General features: G+C 63.0%; 16 protein-coding genes. 6 read left to right on the forward strand and 10 right to left on the reverse strand.

The features are described from left to right. Nucleotides 1-15 precede the first annotated feature (15 nt). Entirely contained in the window at nucleotides 16-438 is a 423-nt protein-coding gene (locus tag ACOOE1_RS10880; RefSeq protein WP_420406361.1) for a response regulator, read from the reverse strand. Beyond that, nucleotides 435-3,512 (reverse strand): ATP-binding protein, encoded by a 3,078-nt coding sequence (locus ACOOE1_RS10885; protein WP_420406362.1) that lies wholly within the window; start codon nucleotides 3,510-3,512, stop codon nucleotides 435-437. Before ACOOE1_RS10885 ends, ACOOE1_RS10880 begins: the two co-directional genes overlap by 4 nt. Before the next feature lie 283 nt (nucleotides 3,513-3,795). On the opposite strand from ACOOE1_RS10885, the gene ACOOE1_RS10890 reads away from it, so the two are divergent. Genes ACOOE1_RS10890 through ACOOE1_RS10900 form a run of 3 tightly spaced genes read left to right on the forward strand, consistent with a single transcriptional unit; the run spans nucleotide 3,796 to nucleotide 5,583 of the window. After that, on the forward strand, nucleotides 3,796-4,413 hold the full coding sequence (locus ACOOE1_RS10890) for an energy-coupling factor ABC transporter ATP-binding protein (protein ID WP_420406363.1): 618 nt from the start codon (nucleotides 3,796-3,798) through the stop codon (nucleotides 4,411-4,413). Then, nucleotides 4,410-5,009: an energy-coupling factor transporter transmembrane component T family protein gene (locus ACOOE1_RS10895; protein ID WP_420406364.1), complete on the forward strand. Its 600-nt coding sequence runs from the start codon at nucleotides 4,410-4,412 to the stop codon at nucleotides 5,007-5,009. The genes ACOOE1_RS10890 and ACOOE1_RS10895 overlap by 4 nt, the downstream gene beginning before the upstream one ends. A gap of 22 nt (nucleotides 5,010-5,031) precedes the next feature. Beyond that, on the forward strand, nucleotides 5,032-5,583 hold the full coding sequence (locus ACOOE1_RS10900) for a biotin transporter BioY (RefSeq protein ID WP_420406365.1): 552 nt from the start codon (nucleotides 5,032-5,034) through the stop codon (nucleotides 5,581-5,583). 18 nt (nucleotides 5,584-5,601) lie between these two features. On the opposite strand, the gene ACOOE1_RS10905 is transcribed toward ACOOE1_RS10900, so the two are convergent. Beyond that, nucleotides 5,602-7,500 (reverse strand): ABC transporter substrate-binding protein, encoded by a 1,899-nt coding sequence (locus ACOOE1_RS10905; protein ID WP_420406366.1) that lies wholly within the window; start codon nucleotides 7,498-7,500, stop codon nucleotides 5,602-5,604. 167 nt (nucleotides 7,501-7,667) lie between these two features. Between ACOOE1_RS10905 and ACOOE1_RS10910 the strand changes: the two genes are divergently transcribed. After that, on the forward strand, nucleotides 7,668-7,982 hold the full coding sequence (locus ACOOE1_RS10910) for a hypothetical protein (protein WP_420406367.1): 315 nt from the start codon (nucleotides 7,668-7,670) through the stop codon (nucleotides 7,980-7,982). Between the two features lie 33 nt (nucleotides 7,983-8,015). Continuing rightward, a complete protein-coding gene (locus tag ACOOE1_RS10915) occupies nucleotides 8,016-8,276 on the forward strand; it encodes a hypothetical protein (protein ID WP_420406368.1) in 261 nt (86 codons plus the stop codon). Between the two features lie 5 nt (nucleotides 8,277-8,281). On the opposite strand, the gene ACOOE1_RS10920 is transcribed toward ACOOE1_RS10915, so the two are convergent. The 7 genes from ACOOE1_RS10920 to ACOOE1_RS10950 all read right to left on the reverse strand — a co-directional run bounded on the left by ACOOE1_RS10920 (nucleotide 8,282) and on the right by ACOOE1_RS10950 (nucleotide 16,204). Continuing rightward, entirely contained in the window at nucleotides 8,282-9,553 is a 1,272-nt protein-coding gene (locus tag ACOOE1_RS10920) for a hypothetical protein (protein WP_420406369.1), read from the reverse strand. Between the two features lie 93 nt (nucleotides 9,554-9,646). After that, the gene (locus tag ACOOE1_RS10925; RefSeq protein ID WP_420406370.1) at nucleotides 9,647-9,940 is read right to left on the reverse strand and encodes a hypothetical protein; all 294 of its coding nucleotides are present in this window, start codon (nucleotides 9,938-9,940) and stop codon (nucleotides 9,647-9,649) included. Between the two features lie 84 nt (nucleotides 9,941-10,024). Further along, nucleotides 10,025-11,011 (reverse strand): PLP-dependent transferase, encoded by a 987-nt coding sequence (locus ACOOE1_RS10930; RefSeq protein ID WP_420406371.1) that lies wholly within the window; start codon nucleotides 11,009-11,011, stop codon nucleotides 10,025-10,027. 3 nt (nucleotides 11,012-11,014) lie between these two features. Continuing rightward, nucleotides 11,015-12,157: a hypothetical protein gene (locus ACOOE1_RS10935; protein ID WP_420406372.1), complete on the reverse strand. Its 1,143-nt coding sequence runs from the start codon at nucleotides 12,155-12,157 to the stop codon at nucleotides 11,015-11,017. Between the two features lie 22 nt (nucleotides 12,158-12,179). Beyond that, entirely contained in the window at nucleotides 12,180-13,724 is a 1,545-nt protein-coding gene (locus ACOOE1_RS10940) for an acetolactate synthase large subunit (protein WP_420406373.1), read from the reverse strand. Between the two features lie 113 nt (nucleotides 13,725-13,837). Further along, the gene (locus ACOOE1_RS10945) at nucleotides 13,838-15,100 is read right to left on the reverse strand and encodes a polyhydroxyalkanoate depolymerase (RefSeq protein WP_420406374.1); all 1,263 of its coding nucleotides are present in this window, start codon (nucleotides 15,098-15,100) and stop codon (nucleotides 13,838-13,840) included. Nucleotides 15,101-15,247: 147 nt separating this feature from the next. Continuing rightward, nucleotides 15,248-16,204 (reverse strand): S1C family serine protease, encoded by a 957-nt coding sequence (locus ACOOE1_RS10950; protein ID WP_420406375.1) that lies wholly within the window; start codon nucleotides 16,202-16,204, stop codon nucleotides 15,248-15,250. Between the two features lie 517 nt (nucleotides 16,205-16,721). Between ACOOE1_RS10950 and ACOOE1_RS10955 the strand changes: the two genes are divergently transcribed. Then, entirely contained in the window at nucleotides 16,722-17,237 is a 516-nt protein-coding gene (locus ACOOE1_RS10955) for a D-glycero-alpha-D-manno-heptose-1,7-bisphosphate 7-phosphatase (protein ID WP_420406376.1), read from the forward strand. Nucleotides 17,238-17,301 lie beyond the last annotated feature (64 nt).

The raw sequence follows: 17,301 nt of genomic DNA on the forward strand, positions 1-17,301 counted from the left end.
TGCTTTGGCGGAATGCTAACCGTCCTGGCGCGCCCTGTGCTCGGCCAGCACGGCGTCGATCTTGCTCTTCAGATGCGCGAGGGAGACCGGTTTGGTGATATAGCCATCCACACGCAGTTCCTTGGCTTTCAGCACCGTGTCGACCTCGGCATCCGCGGTCAGGAAAATGACGGGAAGTCCGGCGACGTCCCTCGTTTTCAGGTTCCGGATCGTCTCCAGAAACTTCAGGCCGCCCATGGGCTCCATATGGATATCGCAGAGGATGAGATCCGGGCGGACCCGCAGCAGTTCCTTCATGCCGTCAATGCCGTCACCGACTTCGTAGATCGCGTCGAAACCGATCTCGCGAAGCAAACGCACGATGATCTTACGGATATGGATTTCGTCTTCCAGCACCAGCACACGCTTCAGGTCGTAGGCCGACGTCGCACCCGTCATGCTTCATGTCCCGTTTGCTGGAAAATCGCCCTGACCGTGTTCTCGAACTCGGTCAGTGACGGCTTCAGGATCTCGGCCAAGATCGATGCCATCGCCTCGTCATCTTCGTCCAGCGCCGTCTGCAGATCGCCGGCAATTCGCCCCAGTCGGAGCGCACCAACCGACAGGGCGGCGCCCTTGAGCATATGAGCGGCATCGCGGGCCGCCTTGCGGTCACCGGCCTCAACTGCCTGCGCAATCTTCTCGATCCTCGTTCCCCAGACCGCCTGCGCGGAAAGAACGAACGCCTCGGCCTCCTCGTCGAGGGCGCCGAACGCCTCTTCCATCGGGGACGGATCGAAAATTTCCCGATCCCATTTCGGGGCGGCCTGCGCGGCAACAATGTTTCCGGAATCGGCCGGGCGCCTCAGACCGAGCGCCTGCGGTACATGCGCGGCCAGCGCCGCTCCAAGCGCGCGACTATCAATCGGCTTTGTCAGACAGGCATCCATACCGGCGACCAGGCATTCCGCCTCGGTCTCGGCCATTGCATCGGCGGTGAGCGCAATCACCGGCAGGCGCGAGCCGGATTCCCGTTCGCGCACCGCCCGGGCCAGCGCGAACCCGTCCATCTCCGGCATGTTGATATCCGTCAGCAGGAGCCCGTACCCGCCCCGTTCCAGCGCCAGGAGCGCCGCCCGGCCGTCGGGAACGAGTTCGGTGGCGAACCCCATGCGCGAGAGCATTTTCCGGATCACCGTCTGGTTGGTCGGGTTGTCCTCCGCGACCAGCACCAGAGCATCCGCCGCCCGCGCCGTCTCGAGCGGCGGGGGCGCAAAGGCAAGGTCCGGCCGCACTTCGCTTTCACCGGCTCCGACACTCTCGAGATCAAGAGCCACGGCCACGGCGCGCCAGAGTTTCGGACGCGTCAGAGGTTCCGCGAGCAGCAGCGCGGCTCTCTCTTTCACCGTCGCGGGAAGCGATGCCAGTTGTTCCCGCCCGCCGCAGAAAACGAGCGTACCTTCCCGGTTGCGAAACCGCTCCGCGTCTTCCGGCGCCACGTGCAGTCCCGAAATCACCAGGTTACCCGGCGCGGGCTCCGGACCCGCACCGCCGAATACCGCGATATCCGACACGCCGCCGGCCCGCAGGTAGCGGGCCGCGATCTCGGTTTGCTCCGGCTCCAGGCCGATCAGAACGACCCGGGCGGCGGAAAGCCCGTATGGCGGCACCGGCGCAGTGGATTCCGAGACCGCCAACGGCAGTTCGAACCAGAAGGTCGATCCCTCGCCCGGGTTGCTCTCGACACCGATCCGTCCGCCCATCAGTTCCGCCAGACGCCGGCAAATCGATAGCCCGAGGCCGGTGCCGCCAAACTTCCGGGCCGTCGACTGATCCGCCTGGACGAAAGGCTGGAACAAGAGGCCGCGCTGCTCCTCGGTGATGCCAATCCCGGAATCGCTGACCTCGAAGCGGAGCCATCCGGCACCCCGGGTCGGGAGCGCCCGGACGCGGATCCGGACCTCTCCGTGCTCGGTAAACTTGACGGCGTTCCCCGCAAGGTTGAGGAGGATCTGCTTGAGCCGGGTCGGGTCGCCGAGCCGCCTGTCGGCAAGATCGGCCTGCATGTCCACGACGAACTGGAGCCTTTTCTCCTCCGCGCGGGGCGCGATGATTTCCGCTGCGCCGTCCACGCTCTCCATCAAAGAGAAGGGCACGCTCTCCACATCGAGCCGGCCCGCCTCGATCTTCGAGAAATCCAGGATATCGTTGATGATATTCAGCAAAGCCGCTGCGGAATCGCGGATTACCCGCGCCATGCTGCTCTGCTCGGCATCGAGCTTGCTGGTCGAGAGAAGTTCGGCCATCGACATGACGCCGTTCATCGGCGTGCGGATCTCGTGGCTCATGGTTGCGAGAAAAGCGGATTTGGCCCGCGTCGCGGCCTCCGCGGAGTCGCGGGCCTCGACCAGTTGCGCCTCCGCCCGGATCCTTGCGGCGACCTCGACACCGAGCTTGACAACATAGAAGGAGACCATGCCGAAAGCCACGATCGCAAGGAACAGCAGCGCCACGTTGCGCACGAGGGTCTCATGGGCATCGGCGAGGATTGTGTCCATGTCCTGCGCCAGATAGATACTGATCGGCATGGCCAGGTTCGGATCGAGGTCTCCCTTGGTGGCGAGATATTCGCCGTCGCCGGCATCGACGATTTGCACCGTATCTGCCTGCTCCACCGCCTCGATCAGGATCCGCTCCACGGAATCCTCCGCACGGTAACGTTCCAGAAAGGCTTCGACATCGGCTCTCTCGGACGGCCGTGCGCGGACGAGATCCGGATGCGCGAGCATCCGTCCGGCAAGGTCGGTGGCGAAAACCATGTCATCGAACCTGGTCAGCGTGTTGGCGGCATCGAGCAGGGTAAGCGACAGGGAGGCGAGCGAGAGATCCACGCCGAGTACACCCCAGAACGTCCCGTCGTCCCGATACAGGCGATGCGCAAAGGTGACGCCAAGAGATCCGCTCGAGGCGAAGATATAGGGCTTGGTCCAAACCGGGCCCTTTGAGGCGACGGCCGCCTGGTACCAGGGACGGCTGCGCGGATCGTAGGGTTGGGATTGAATATCCTGCTCGATCCAGCTCCCGGGCCTTTCGCCCGGCCGGAACCAACGGCCCTGAGCACGGCTACCGGGGTCGTCTATGACTCGTCGGGTAAGGCCGCCAGAGACTCCGCTCTTGCTGGACGGAACCAGATCCTGGACATGAAGGAAACCGCCGTCCGGAAAGCCGAGGAAAATGCCGTTGATCTGCCGGGTCCGCCGCACCGGCCCCGTCGCGACGGCGAAGAACAGCTCACGGGCCTCCGCCCTGCTGCGTTCGCTCAGGCGCGCATCGACCATGGCTTCGTGAATGGCCGGGCCGGGCTCGAAGAGCCGGTTGAGCTCACGGGTGAAAGCGCTCCGGGCGACGGCGAGCTGCTCGCTGCCCCCGGCCACGAGTTCTCCGTGCTGCTTCTGATAGACCAAAAAGGAAATCCCCGATCCGAGCGCGAGGATCAGCAGAAACGCAGCGAGTGAAACCGAGGATCGTTTCATGGGGATTCCGGAACCTTCATGCGGGCCGCCCCCGCATATCTGAAAGTCTATGCAATGATGCATGGAATAACACCTCTGATAATTCTTTTTGTCGCCTTGCGTCTCTTGCGACGCAGACGGCGGAAAGCCCGGGCCGGGGCCTGACGTCCAGAGACGGACAGAGCTCGCTTTCGGCTTGCTTTTGTCGGGCGTGCTGGGGCAGAAGGCCCGCGACGGGGGATGACATTTGATTTCGCTTGAGCAGGTGTGCGTAGCGGTTCCCGGCCGGACCGTTCTGCAAGACGTGACGCTGACGCTGCGCGAGCAGCGGGTTGCCGTGATCGGCGCGAACGGTTCCGGAAAGTCGACCTTTGCCCGGCTCCTGAACGGGCTCGTCCGACCGTCTTCCGGGCGTGTGACAGTGGACGGGATCGATACGGCAAAGGACGCGAAAGCGGCGCGCCGGCGCGTCGGCTTTCTGTTTCAGGATCCCGACAACCAGATCGTCATGCCCCTGGTCGAGGAAGACCTCCGCTTCAGCCTGAAGGCGCTGAAGCTCGACCGGGCGGCGGAAGATGCGGCGATCGAACAGATCCTCTCCCGCTTCGCCCTCGGCCATCTCCGCCAGCAACCGTCACACAGCCTGAGCGGCGGCGAGAAGCAACTCCTGGCACTCGCGAACATCCTGCTCCGGGCGCCGCGCTATCTGGTCCTGGACGAACCGACCACCCTTCTGGACCTGCGAAACCGCCGCCGCGTCATGGAGGCAATAGACGCGCTCCGGGAAACCGTTATCTGTGTGACCCACGACCTGGAAATCGCCGCCGGCTGCGAGCGCGTCCTGCTGCTGCACGACGGCCGCGTGCTCGCAGACGGCCCGGCGGAGGCTGTGATCGCGCGCTACCGGAGCCTGGCGGAATGAACCTTTCCCTCTACCAACCCGGCGCCTCGCCACTGCACAGACTCGATGCCGGCTGGAAACTCGCCGGTCTCTTCGCCGTAGGGGTCGCCGTCCTGCTGACAGACTCTGCGGTTCTGCTCGCAAGCGGCCTTGCCGTGGTCCTTGCCGGATTCGTGCTCGCGCGGCTGCCGCTCGGCGCGGTACTCCGGCAGACACTCCCGCTGTTCATCGTCCTTGCGCTGTTCTTCGCCGCCCATGCGGTCTTCACAACGCCCGAAACCGGCATTGTCCTGGTGCTCCGTTTCGCGACGATCATTGGCTGCGGCCTGCTGCTCACCCTGACGACCAGGGTCTCCGAAATGATGGCCGTACTGGAGCGCGCGCTCCGACCGCTCGCCGTCTTCGGGGTCAATCCGGCGAAGATGAGCCTTGTCTTCGCGCTCACAATCCGCTTCATTCCGGTGCTCGCCGACACGTGGATGTCGGTACGCGCAGCCCAGCAGGCGCGCGGGCTCGGCGGCAATCCGCTGGCTCTTCTGATTCCGGTGACGGTCCAGACCCTGCGCCGCGCTGACCAGATCGCGGAGGCCATCGAGGCCCGCGGCATAGAATTCTGAGCCACCAGACAGGGATAATGCCATGACCACACGCGACCTCGTCCTGATCGCGCTCTTCGCCGCCATCACCGCGGTCCTCGGGCTGTTTCCGGCCCTGACCCTGCCATTGACCGGCGTCCCGGTGACCGCACAGACGCTGGGCGTGATGCTGGCCGGCTCGGTGCTCGGCGCCCGGCGCGGCAGCCTCGCCCTCGTGGTCTTCCTCGTCCTGGTCGCTCTCGGACTGCCGCTGCTTGCCGGCGGGCGGGGCGGCGCCGCGGTTTTTGCCGGTGTCACCGCCGGGTTCCTGTTCTCCTGGCCTGTCGCCGCGTGGCTGATCGGCTGGCTGACCGAGAAGTGCTGGGAGCGCTACAATCTCTGGCGCGCCGTGACGATCAATGTCCTCGGCGGTATTCTCCTGGTCTATGCGGGCGGCATCGCCTGGATGGTCGCCGTCGCCGGCATCCCGCTCGACAAGGCGCTCCTCGGTGCGCTGCCTTTCATTCCGGGCGACGCGCTCAAGGTCGCGGCCGCATCCGCCGCGGCCGTCGCACTGCGGCGCTATCAGCAGCATCCGCTCGGCCACCCCGCCTGAGCGGAGTGCCTGCAACGGTTACTTGTCGAACCAGAAAATGTCTGGTGAATAAACCCCGAAAAACGCGCCAGGCTCCCAATTGTAGACGGCCCGTTCCGGCACGTTGACGAGCCCGTCGCCGACCACCACGGGCTGACCCGAGGCGGATACGGTGCCGATGGAATAGACCTGCTCGGCCCGGATCGAGAGGATCTCCTCCCAGGCGGCACGTCTCGCCGCGTCGTTCCCGGCGGCGCGCCACATCGCATAGAGTTCCGCAAGACGACGAACCTCCGGAAGGCCCGGCTCCGTGCCCATATATCCGTTCGACTCGTACCAGGCGCCCCAAGACGGCCACTGGAAGTCGTACTGGCTGAACGGCACGAGGTCCTTCGGGCTGGTTTCCGGTGTCGCCACCGCATTCGGCAGGCCGGTCCAGACCGCGAGGACGGTCTGCCCCGACGCGATCCGCTTGCGCAACAACTCCCGCTGCATCGGCTTGATGATCAGCTTGACCCCCATCCGGGCCCAGCTGTCCTTGATCAGCAACAGGGTATCGATCTGGGTTCCCTGCTCTCCCGCCGTTTCGGCGATCACTTCGAGCGCACGCCCGTCCGGTAGCCGCCGCAACCCGTCCGCTCCGCGGATGAGGCCGGCTTCATCCAGAAGCTTTTCCGCTGCGGCAAGATCGAAACGCGCCCACGCGGTGGACAAGTCCTGCCGGTAAAGAGGGCTTTCCGCCGAGACCGTGTCGGCGCCCTCTCGGGCAAGACCGAAATAAAGCACCTGGTTGATCTCGTGCCGGTCAATCCCGAGACTCATCGCGCGGCGGAAGCGTACATCCCGGATGGTTTCCGCCCAGACCGGATCGGTCGCGTTGAAATTGAAGAAAAGTGCGACCTCGGACCCGAGCGCCGTCGTCCAGAGGTACGTCCGGAACCGGCTTCGTTCCTCCGACTCGCGCAGGAAGACGTAATCCTTGAGTGCTAGCCCGCGGGACTGGAGGTTGGCTTCCCCAGCCCCGGTCTTGACCGGAATGAGACCACCGGCCGTGACCGTCAGAACGAGCTCGTCCGCATAGGGCAGCTGGCGGCCCTCGGGATCGACCCGGTGAAAATACGGATTTCGGCGGGCAACAAAGCGGGTGTTCGGTGGACGCGTCGAATTGACCCAAGGCTGAAGCGACGGCAGGTCCGGGTTGTTCGCGAAATAAAGGTTATCCTTCGCGTCGAAAAGCTCGACCCAGTCGCGGGAACCTGCCGCTGCGATCTCCGCGGCCAGCTGGGCCTCATCCGCGTAGGCTTCGTGGAACTGTCCCAGATAATGCGCCGGGGCGTAGATGAAGAGCGGCGAGGCGCCGGCGAGGCGGTCGAGAAAATCCGGGTTCGGCACGGCCCACTCAAACTGAACGGTCTCGGAATCGATGACGGCAAAGCTCGGTGGAGTGCCGTCGACCAGCATTGTGCTCGGCGGCCCGGCCGGGCGCAGCTTCGCATTGGTCGCAACATCCTCCCACCAGAAACGGAAATCCTCGGCGGTGAAGGGGTGGCCGTCGGACCAGCGGTGCCCCTTGCGCAAATGGAAGGTGAAGCGGCGCCCCTCCTCGACCTCGTATCTCTCCAGGATGTCCGGAACGAGCTTGAAGCTCCTGTCATATCCGACGAGACGCGCATAACCGTAGACGGTCAGCAGCTTCACGTCCTTCTCCTTGCGGATTAGGGATTCGATCCGCCCGCCATGCCGGCCGATCCGGAGACCACCGGCGGAAAAGTCCAGGACCCGGGGATTGTCGGGAAGCCGTTCTGCGGCAGGTGGAAGGCTCCCGTCGGCGATGGCGCCTCTCAACGCTGGAGGATCGATAAAATCCAGCGCAAGGCTCCCGCGGGGCGCGGCCAAAATGACGGCCAGAACGGCCAGAACGCGAAGAACCAGTTTCACTACCGGATATCCGGGCATCGGACCACCTGCTTGAACAGGAATATCAATCGGCGAGATGCTATCATGGCCCCCAACGGCAATACAGGATCCAAGAGGGAGGGGCCGCGTCTCGTCGACAAGGCCGCAAAGGATACTTCCAAGCCACTGCTATTTCAGGAGCTTCTTACATGCGCACGAGATTGAAGACACTGCTCGCGGTCGCCGTCGGCGCCTTGTTTTTTCTCGTACCGATCTCCACTACCGTGGCGCGAGCCGCATGCGAAACGGAAATCGACACCGCGCTCCAGGAGGCGAAAATCCCCAAGACCGATGTCAAAGAGATTTCGGTTGTCGCGGAACGCGGCGGGGGCAATGCGCCTCGCATAGAAGGCTATACGGCCTGGGTCAGCCGAAAGAGTTGCTCGGGCAACTACGTCATCAATCTCTCGAATAGCTGCCGCGCAACGGGAGCCTACGCGAGCGGAGACTGCAAGCGCAACTGATCGGCCCCGCCCCTCGAGAAGGAGACCTGGCCCATGAAATCCCTCAGCGCATATCTCGTGACCGCCGTGATCGCGGGAACGATCGGTTTCTATATCGGAAGCGCGCCGCAAAGCCGCGCTTCCGCGACGGCCGACTCCAGCTTCGCCGAAGAAGTCGAGGCCGGCTTCCGGGCGACGGTGATGGCAGTTGCCAGCCTCGCGGTCGATACAGAGATCAATGCAAGAAACATCGCGGAGATAAATGATCGCCTCGCCCGGATGGAGAAGACGCTCGCGGCTCAAACGCCGCACTAGAGCTATTATTCCGGCGAATTCCGCAGCTTGCGGAGCGCCGCCTTCGCCATCGGGGCATCGCTATCCAGTTCCTCCAGCCGGGCGATGATCTGGGCGCGTGTTCGCGAGCGGCCCTCGAATTCCCAGTTCGGCCCCCAGAAACGCTTCTCCCGATCGAAATAGCCGGCCGTATCGAGCAACGACACACCGAAATAGAAGGCCTCCGCGACGCTGTTGTAGGGTGCCGGATCGAAACTCCCGTCCGGTTGCAGAGCGATACGCAGAGCCCGAGCCAGGATGATGATGACTTCCGCCCGGGCCCTGGCCCTCCGGTAAGCGTCGAGATCGGGCCAGACGAGTTGAATGATCCGGACCACGTCGTAGGTATGGTGGGTATTCTGCCGCCCCCGGTCCTGCCAGCCGTAGGGGTAAGGCCGCTCCCTGGTGGCGAACAGAGTCTCGATCAACTTTTGCCGCAGGCGCACGTCACCGGATCGGTAGCTCACGATATGGAACGTGATGCTTAGATCCTCGGTCTTGACGATCCGACCGCCATCCGTCTCGTACCAGGCACCCCAATAGCCGGTTTCCGGATCCTGCCATTCCTCGTCCAAGACCTTGATCATGGCATCCCCAAGCGTCTTGCGTGGCACCGTCTCGGAAACGATCCCTTCGAACAACGGGAGCCAGAGCAACTGGCCGAGACCGGTCACCGTCAGGTTGAGTTCCTTGCGATTGTTCCGGCCATCGACGGCGGGCCGCGACACGATCAGGGAACGCAGACGCTCGGACAAGGCCTCGGGCGTACCGACTTCTCTGAGGAATTTCAGCGGGTGTTCGGGGCGCTGCCCCGAGAGCAGAATTTCCCGGAGCGGATCGACACTGTTCCAGGCGCGAAAGAACCAGGGCTCGTAACAGCCGCCCCAGGACCCGTCCTCGGGCGACTGGACACGGGCGAAGCTCTGATCCGCGTTCTCCGTCTCAAGGCTCTCGGCGAGGTCTGCGAGGCGACGCTCCACGGCTTCATGGTCCTCGGTGTATTTGATCCACCATCCGACCTCGTTGAGTATCTGCGTCGAACAGGGCAGGTCCTCACCCGCCCGGTTTCTTCCGATCAGCTGATCGTGAAAGACGTCGTAGCGCTCTCCGTAGCGCTCGATCATCTCGTTCTTCGCGCGGAACTTCGGAATGTTGTCGGCGACGAACCTGACCGCCGGACGACCGTCCGAGGCCGTGACGGAACCGGCCGGCACCGCAAGCGCAAGCAGAACCAGCAACACGCGAGAACACTGGAACATTCTTGCGATCCCCCGCTGAGTCACCGAGTCAGGACCGAAAACAAAAAAAGCGGCCGCAAGCGACCGCTTTCGACGCGCAACCGCGCGTGAATGTCAAACCGCGATGTCGAGCGTGGTTCCGCGGTTCGGATCGCCCGAATTCGGCAACCGATCATCGCGCGCCTGTCCGCCCGCACCCGGATTATCGTTTTCTCCGCGGTTGCTGGCAGATTCAGAAACACCGGTCGAAGGCTCGTTGGCTGCGGTATCGAGCCGGGCCGTGTTGACGCCGTTTTCCTGAACGTCGCCAGGCCGCTCTTCGGCAACCGGCCCTTGAGCAGGTTCCTGCGGCTGAGCAAGGCCTCTGAGATCTGCAAGTGATGCGCCGGTCGCTGGTCCGACAGCCATGATCGTCTCCACCCGTGAAGTCCGGATTTCTCCGTATACCGCCTGCAAATATAGTTGCGAAGCGCGAAAAATTCAATCGTGGATCTAGCCGGCTCGGCCGAACGCCGCGCAGAAGTCCTTGGCCAGCAGCGCCGCATTCGCCGCCGGAAGGCCGATGCGGACGATCCCGTCGGCAATACCCAATGCCGTACGGATCTCCTTCGGCACCGCTTCGTGGCACCGCCGCGCGTAGTGCCAGTAGGTTCCGGGCAAGCCCACTGCCGGACCGGGCGCGAATTGCCGCAACCGGCCAAGTGCCGCCTCCACCTCCGCCGCCGATCCTTTCAGTGTCAGCGTCAACTCCGCGGCGCCCCTGCCGGGATAAACCAGATCCTCGACGAAGTCTCGGGATGCGAGGGCGTCCGCAAGCGCCGAGGCGCAGGTCGCCCGCGCGGCCATTTCCGCGGGAAGACGTTCCAGCGCCTCGAGCATTTCAGCCGCCTGGTCCGGTTGCGGCAGGGCGTCATATGCTGACTGCAGGAAGGCGAAACGGTCCTCTGCGAAGCCGCTGTCCGGCGCGAAAGCAACCAGCCCGCCGCGTTGCCCCGTGTCTTGATCCGATAGCGAACGCCCGGGCGCGGCAGAAAAGACGACATGCGCCCCCAGCGTCAGCGGCCGAATCCCGGCATGCGTCAGCGCGGAACTATCGACAGCAACGAAAATGTCCTGCGACCTTGCAAATTGCGCGAGCGCCGGAATATCCGGATTCGAGAGCTTGGGACCGGCCAGTGTCTCGATCCAGAGCAGACGGGTTTCGTCGGTTGCCGCCGCCTCCACCGCGGCGAGATCGGCCATGTCGACGAACGCGACCCTGAGCCCGGCCGACCGCCGGCGGATACCCTCGATCATGCGATAGACGTCGGCTTCAAGACCTTTGGAAACTAGGATATGCGCGCCGCTGTCGAGAATATCGAGAAGCGCCGAGACCGCGAGCGGCGCCGACGCGAAGGCATAACCGTTCCCGCCTTCATTGACCCGCGCAAACGCCGCCTCCAGCGCGGCGATCTCCCTTGGCCTCCGGAACTCCCGCATGCCTCAGCGTCCGCTCAGGATCCGCACACTGGTTCCGCCCAGTTCGTAGAGCGGATCGAAACGGAGGAACCGCATGGAGGAGTCGCCGACATAGGTCCGCCAGACCTCAATCGTATGTTCAACCCGGCTCATGCTGTCGCCCAGTTGGTAAAAGCGTTTGCGCGAATTCTTCAGGAACTTGATGAACGGCTCCGGGCTCTTGTGATCTCGAAACAGGAGATCGTAGGAATCGCGGTATTCCGACAACATCAGATGCACGGCTTTCCAGCGTTTCTGGTAGAGCTTCCGCCATTCCATAAGACGCTCGTTCATTTTCATCTGCGCCATGACCGGCATGGAATCAAGCGGCCGCGATTCGGTGTTCAACCAGTTCGCATAGTCCTTCCAGATTTCCTGGCGCCGCGAGAAAATGTAGTCGTAATAGATAATCCCCTTCCAGGCGTAGAAGGTATCGCCGGCGGTATCCTCGCTGATCCCCATGGCATCCATCACGGGGCCCAGGGCCTCCATGTCGGTTGCGTCCCAGAGCTTGTTAACGAGGTTTTTCAGAAAGACCGCCTTGTTGGCTTCCGTCACGTCGTCGAATGCTGATTCCACGATCGGCTGGAACTGGCGCATCACATGGTCGCGAATACGGCCATATTCGGCCTCGGTGATCTCAAAATAGCCTGGATGCGGATCAAGACCCTCCGCCTCCGCCCGTTCGCGGAACAGGAATGGATCCACCGAAGGCAATTCGTCGATGATCTCCAGAACCTTCAGATCGGCCTGCGCCTCCTCGGACGCTTCGCTCGCCGACATCCCGGCATGGAACTGCAGAGCGGTCCTCAGATTGCGGTCGTTCAGGAAGATCGACTTGCCGCCCTCGAGATCGGCTTTCTGATTGTAGGAAAAGAAGATCTTGGTTCCGACCGGATTCGTCGACGCCTCCCTCATGTCGTCGTCCGGATAGACTTCCTTCATGAAGATCGCGTTGTTCAGGTCGCCGGTCTTGAACAGGAACTGGCCGGGAGCCCCGCCGGCGGCGAGCACATTTCTGTGCAACGCCGCGCAGTTGAAAACCCTCGACGAGCCGGCCTGCAACATGCGGGACAGCTGCTCGACGGCAAGCCGGTCTATCGAAACACGTCTACGCGTATGACTCATGGTCCAGAGTATGTACCAAAAGTTACATCCAAGCTTCGATCAAATGTGGTCCGGGCTCATTTAGCGCGCGTTCGAATTGCTGGTTGAATTCCTCCGCCGTCGTCGCGCGGGTCGCCGGAACCCCCATTCCGGCGGCAAGCTGCCGCCAGTCGAGATCCGGCCGGCCGATCTCCAGCATATCGAAAGCCTTGCGGCCCGGGTTCTGCGCCCCGACATTCATAAGCTCGCCCTTCAGGATTTCATATGTCCTGTTGGCGAAGATCACATTGACGACGTCGCATTTCTCGCGCGCCTGGGTCCAGAGCGCCTGAAGAGTGTACATGCCGCTGCCGTCACCTTCGAGACAGATCACCTTGCGTTCCGGACAGGCGATCGCGGCGCCGGTCGCATACGGCATGCCGATGCCGATGGAGCCGCCGGTCAGCGAGAGCCAGTCATGCTGTTCGGTGCCGGCCGTAAACGGCATCAGCCCGCGTCCCGAGGTCACGGACTCGTCCGCGATGATCGCGTCCTTCGGCATGAAATGACCGATCGCGGACGCGATGCTCTCCGGCGTGAGGTCGCCGCTCATCAGGTCCGGCTTGCTGGCCTCCTGACGGATCGGCTCGATGTCGGTCGCGCCGAGTTCGTCCGCGATGTCGCGGAGCGCCGCAAGCAGATCGTAACCTTCGGGTGCAACCTCGACGACGTTGCAGCTTTCCGGGATCAGCACGCTGGGCTTGTTCGGATAAGCGAAGAAAGCGACGGGAACGGGCGCGCCGAGCAGGATCAGATGCTTCACCGTCCCGAGCTGCTTGAGCGCGATGTTGACCGGATACTGGATCCGCTCGACCGGAACACGGCCCGCACCGCGTTCCCAGCGCCGGTTGCTGGTCTTGCAGGACAACCGGCAGCCTGTCTTGGCGGCGATCCGGCCGGCCATTTCCAGCGCCTCGCCCATCAGGGCGGTGTCCGACATGTGGATCATGCATTCCTCGCCGGAGACCAGAGCGGCCGCGGCGGCCCGGATCGCCTCTTCCGGCGCCTGCGGACGGGCGACCGGCGGCACCGGCGCCGCCGGACCGTCGGATTCCTCCCAGGCGGTATTTGCCGGCAGGATCAGGGTCGCGACCTGACCGGGGACGCCCATCGAGGCGGCCACCGCCTCGGCACCATCGGCCGCCACATCTCTGGAGGACATCGAGGTTTTCACCCAGCCCGAGACCGGGCGTGCGATACCCTCGATGTCGGCCGTCAGCGGCGCATTGTATTCGACATGGTAGGTCGCGTGCTCGCCGACGATATTGACGATCGGGGTGAAGGCCTTCTTGGCATTGTGCAGATTGGCGAGACCGTTGCCGAGCCCCGGGCCGAGATGCAGCAAGGTGGAAGCCGGTTTCTCGGCCATCCGTGCATACCCGTCGGCCATACCGGTGACCACGCCCTCGAACAGGCCAAGCACGCATCGCATGCCCTCGACCCGGTCGAGCGCAGCGACGAAATGCATCTCCGACGTGCCGGGGTTGGAGAAACACACGTCCACTCCGGACGCGACAAGGGTTCGCACCAGGCTCTCTGCGCCGTTCATTTGTTTCCTCTGAAATCGGGAGGTCGGAAAAGAACGGCGATGATGGCAACGGGTTGCCGAAAGAGCAAGTCCGGCGGCTCCCTCACTCCGTCCGTTTTGGCGATAGCGCGTTTCTAACCCGCGATCGCATGCAGCTTGCGGGACTTGGCGCCGAGCTCATGATCGTGCGTGCGGATGAATTCCTTCACCATCGGCGCGATCTCCCGCCGCCAGCGTCCGCCGTTGAAGATGCCGTAATGGCCGACATTCTTCTGCAGGTGATAATGCTTCATCGAATCCGGAAGGTTGGACGCAAGATCGAGCGCCGCCCTTGTCTGGCCCACGCCGGAAATATCGTCCAGCTCACCCTCGACGCAGCAGATCGCCGTCCTGGTGATCGCCTCGGGCTTCACCGGGTGCCATCGAGCGATCATCTCGCCCTTTGGCAGGGAATGCTTCTGGAACACGGTTTCGACCGTCTGCAGATAAAACTCCGCCGGCAGGTCCATGACCGCGAGATACTCCTCGTAGAAGGCCTTCCGCTTGTCCGCCTCTTCCTCGTCGCCCTGGACCAGATGATCGAACAGCTCGTTCAGCGAGATCATGTGCCGGTCGAGGTTCATCGAGATGAAGTTGGTGAGCTGGATGAAGCCCGGATAGACCCGCCGGCCCATACCCGGATAAGGCGGCGGCACCATGGTCACGACGTGGCGTTCGAACCACTCGATCGCATGTTCCTTGGCGAGCTTGTTGACCGCCGTCGGGTTGCGTCTTGTGTCGATCGGCCCGCCCATGAGCGTCATCGAGGCCGGCGCGCAGATATCGCCCCAGCCGGACATCACGGACACCGCGGCCAGCACCGGCACACTCGGCTGACAGACCGCGATCACGTGCGTGTTCGGGCCGAGATAATGCAGGAAGTCGATGATGTAATCGATATAGTCGTTCAGATTGAACCGGTCGGACGTGATCGGCACATAGCGGCAGTCATTCCAGTCCGTCACATAGACATCGTGGTCCGGCAGCATCGCTTCCACTGTACCCCGCAACAGCGTCGCGTAGTGCCCTGAAAGCGGTGCAACCACCAGCAGCTTGGGGTCGTTGCGCTTGGTATCGCGCTTGAAGTTGACCAGGCTGCAATAGGCACGATGGATGACAGCATCTTCCTCGACCGCGACTTCCTTGCCGTCGATCACGGTCTTGTCCAGACCCCAGTCAGGTTTGCCGTACCGCCGGGTCACCCGCTCGAAGAGTTCCGCCGCGGACCCGATCTGCCGACCCACCGGCGTATAGGAGAGCGGACTCCAGGGCGCCATGACCGAATTGCGGACCGCCTGCGCGCCGAGGCGCCACGGCATGATCGCCATGCGGGTGGCTTCATACATATGATATAGCATTACTCTGGCTCCGTTCTCCGGAAGACGCGGTGCATGCCGAGACCGGCAGCCGCACACTCCACACCGTTGACCGATGATACTGGCACTCTCTTTGCTGCATTGCACCAAAGAAAGTGGAACGCGTGTTTCAGTTATCCTGCGGGGCGCTCAATGGACCGCCGGCGATTTCAGCAATGCGTCGCGTGAAATCGACCGCACATTCGCATTCAGGATCTCTCCGTCGCGCGCAAGAGAAAGCGGTACGGTGACCCCCGCCTCGCCCAAGGCCCAGACATGACGGAAGAACTCCGCGAGCGATTTTACCCGGGCGTCGTCGACCGCGACCACAATGTCGCCGACCTGGATATTCGCCTCGTCGGCAGGACCGTTCTCGCTCAAGGCGGCGACCACCACCTGATCCTGGACCTCCGTGCCGAAGATGCCGAGCCATGGGCGCGGCGGCTTTTCGACCTTGCCGAAAGTCGAGAGCTGCTCGAGAATCGGCTTCAGAAGATTGATCGGCACCACCATGTTGCCATCGATCGCTCCGTCCTCGGTGGTTTGCTGCACCATGAGCGAGCCGATCCCGAGCAGGCTGCCGTCCGAACCGATCAGACCGCAACCACCCCAGTTCGGGTGCGCCGGCGCCGTAAAGATGGCCTTGTCGAGCAGGTATTCCCAGTACCCGGCGAACTCGCGGATCGCCATGACTTCAGCCGCTACGGCACTTTTTGCGCCGCCAACACCGCCGAGGATCACCGGGTCGCCTTCCTCGAGAATATCGGAATCGCCGAACGGCAGCGCCGGAAGATCAAGATGGCCCAGAGCCTGCACGAGCCCGAAACCGGTTTCCTGATCGTATCCGAGCACATGGCCGGCCACGGCACGGCCGAAATTGTCGGTGATCCAGACCTGCTCGGCTTCCGTCACGAGATAGCCAATGGTCAGAACCAGTCCGTTGTCACGGATGACGACCCCGTTTCCGCTCCGCTCCGTCCCGAGAACGTCTGCCGTGAAGGCGTCGTCCGGTATGGCGGTTCTGATCCCGACCAGGGACGCATAGACCCTGTCGAGATCGAAATCGTAATCCTGCTGTCGAGGCGACTGTGCGCGTTCCTGTTCCATCTTGTCCCGGCGCTGTGACCAACCCGGCCCCGTCGCACCACTATACAACCCCATTCGGTCGTTGGAAGTGCGCGCGAAAAAGGCCCCCGAACGACCGCGCCTGACGACGCGTTCGAGGCTCGATCTCGATGACTTCAGCGGATCGAATCGCCGCGCATATAACGTTTCTCCGGACGATACGGATGAAACAGAGCATGCACGGACTTGCGTACAATTTCCATTATGCGGACCATTCTGTCCTACTCCGTCGGCTCTCGGGCCGGGCTCTTACGCGGAGCCCCGACCACCAGTTCGAATTGATACGAAACGATGCAAATCACGGGCCAAGGGAACGCTCGGTGCATCACAAGGCCTAGCGTGCCATATGGGAATGAAGATAACGTAAAGAAACCAAGGGATTTGACCAAAATACTCGGTGTGCGGACGGGATGTGATCAATCTCACTCCAATCCATAGTCGGCCCGGAACGCACCGGTCAAACATCCCTTGCGCAAAAGATCGGCAAAGCGGCATTCGAATGAGCAAAAGACCAGCAGCCTTCCTCGACCGTGACGGCGTTCTGAACCGGGACACCGGATACCCGCACAAGCCCGACCAGATCGAGTGGATCGATGGCGCCCCGGAGGCGGTCGCGCTCCTGAAGGCGCGCGGATATCTTGTGTTCATCGTCACGAACCAGGCCGGGATCGCCCGAGGTTATTTCGGCCCCGAAGAGGTCGAGGCGCTGCACCGCTGGATGGACCAGGAGCTGAGCGCCGCGGGCGGCGGGATCGACGATGCCCGCTACAGCCCATTCCATCCTGATTTCGACGACGGACGTTTCAGCCATCTCGCCCACTGGCGCAAGCCGGGCCCCGGCATGATCCTGGACCTTCTCGAGCACTGGGACGTGGACCTCTCCCGATCGTTCCTGATCGGCGATAACCTGACCGATCTCCAGGCGGCCGAGGCGGCCGGGCTGCCAGGCTTCCGGTTTACCGGCGGCGACCTCAGGGGATTTGTCGAAAGCGTGCTCTCCAAGAGGGCTGATTGAGCGTCTGCAATAAAAAATGGTTTCCGCTTCCGCATTGCGGAACCTCCGCTTGCGCGGCCGCCCG

It is taken from the genome of Nisaea sp. (genome assembly GCF_965216895.1).
GTDB lineage: Bacteria > Pseudomonadota > Alphaproteobacteria > Thalassobaculales > Thalassobaculaceae > Nisaea.

Excerpts from the sequence above, each read along its gene's own strand:
- ACOOE1_RS10880 (WP_420406361.1), bottom strand. The coding sequence starts at position 438 with ATGACGGGTGCGACGTCGGCCTACGACCTGAAGCGTGTGCTGGTGCTG.
- ACOOE1_RS10885 (WP_420406362.1), bottom strand. The coding sequence starts at position 3,512 with ATGAAACGATCCTCGGTTTCACTCGCTGCGTTTCTGCTGATCCTCGCG.
- ACOOE1_RS10895 (WP_420406364.1), top strand. The coding sequence starts at position 4,410 with ATGAACCTTTCCCTCTACCAACCCGGCGCCTCGCCACTGCACAGACTC.
- ACOOE1_RS10900 (WP_420406365.1), top strand. The coding sequence starts at position 5,032 with ATGACCACACGCGACCTCGTCCTGATCGCGCTCTTCGCCGCCATCACC.
- ACOOE1_RS10910 (WP_420406367.1), top strand. The coding sequence starts at position 7,668 with ATGCGCACGAGATTGAAGACACTGCTCGCGGTCGCCGTCGGCGCCTTG.
- ACOOE1_RS10915 (WP_420406368.1), top strand. The coding sequence starts at position 8,016 with ATGAAATCCCTCAGCGCATATCTCGTGACCGCCGTGATCGCGGGAACG.
- ACOOE1_RS10920 (WP_420406369.1), bottom strand. The coding sequence starts at position 9,553 with ATGTTCCAGTGTTCTCGCGTGTTGCTGGTTCTGCTTGCGCTTGCGGTG.
- ACOOE1_RS10925 (WP_420406370.1), bottom strand. The coding sequence starts at position 9,940 with ATGGCTGTCGGACCAGCGACCGGCGCATCACTTGCAGATCTCAGAGGC.
- ACOOE1_RS10930 (WP_420406371.1), bottom strand. The coding sequence starts at position 11,011 with ATGCGGGAGTTCCGGAGGCCAAGGGAGATCGCCGCGCTGGAGGCGGCG.
- ACOOE1_RS10935 (WP_420406372.1), bottom strand. The coding sequence starts at position 12,157 with ATGAGTCATACGCGTAGACGTGTTTCGATAGACCGGCTTGCCGTCGAG.
- ACOOE1_RS10940 (WP_420406373.1), bottom strand. The coding sequence starts at position 13,724 with ATGAACGGCGCAGAGAGCCTGGTGCGAACCCTTGTCGCGTCCGGAGTG.
- ACOOE1_RS10945 (WP_420406374.1), bottom strand. The coding sequence starts at position 15,100 with ATGCTATATCATATGTATGAAGCCACCCGCATGGCGATCATGCCGTGG.
- ACOOE1_RS10950 (WP_420406375.1), bottom strand. The coding sequence starts at position 16,204 with ATGGAACAGGAACGCGCACAGTCGCCTCGACAGCAGGATTACGATTTC.
- ACOOE1_RS10955 (WP_420406376.1), top strand. The coding sequence starts at position 16,722 with ATGAGCAAAAGACCAGCAGCCTTCCTCGACCGTGACGGCGTTCTGAAC.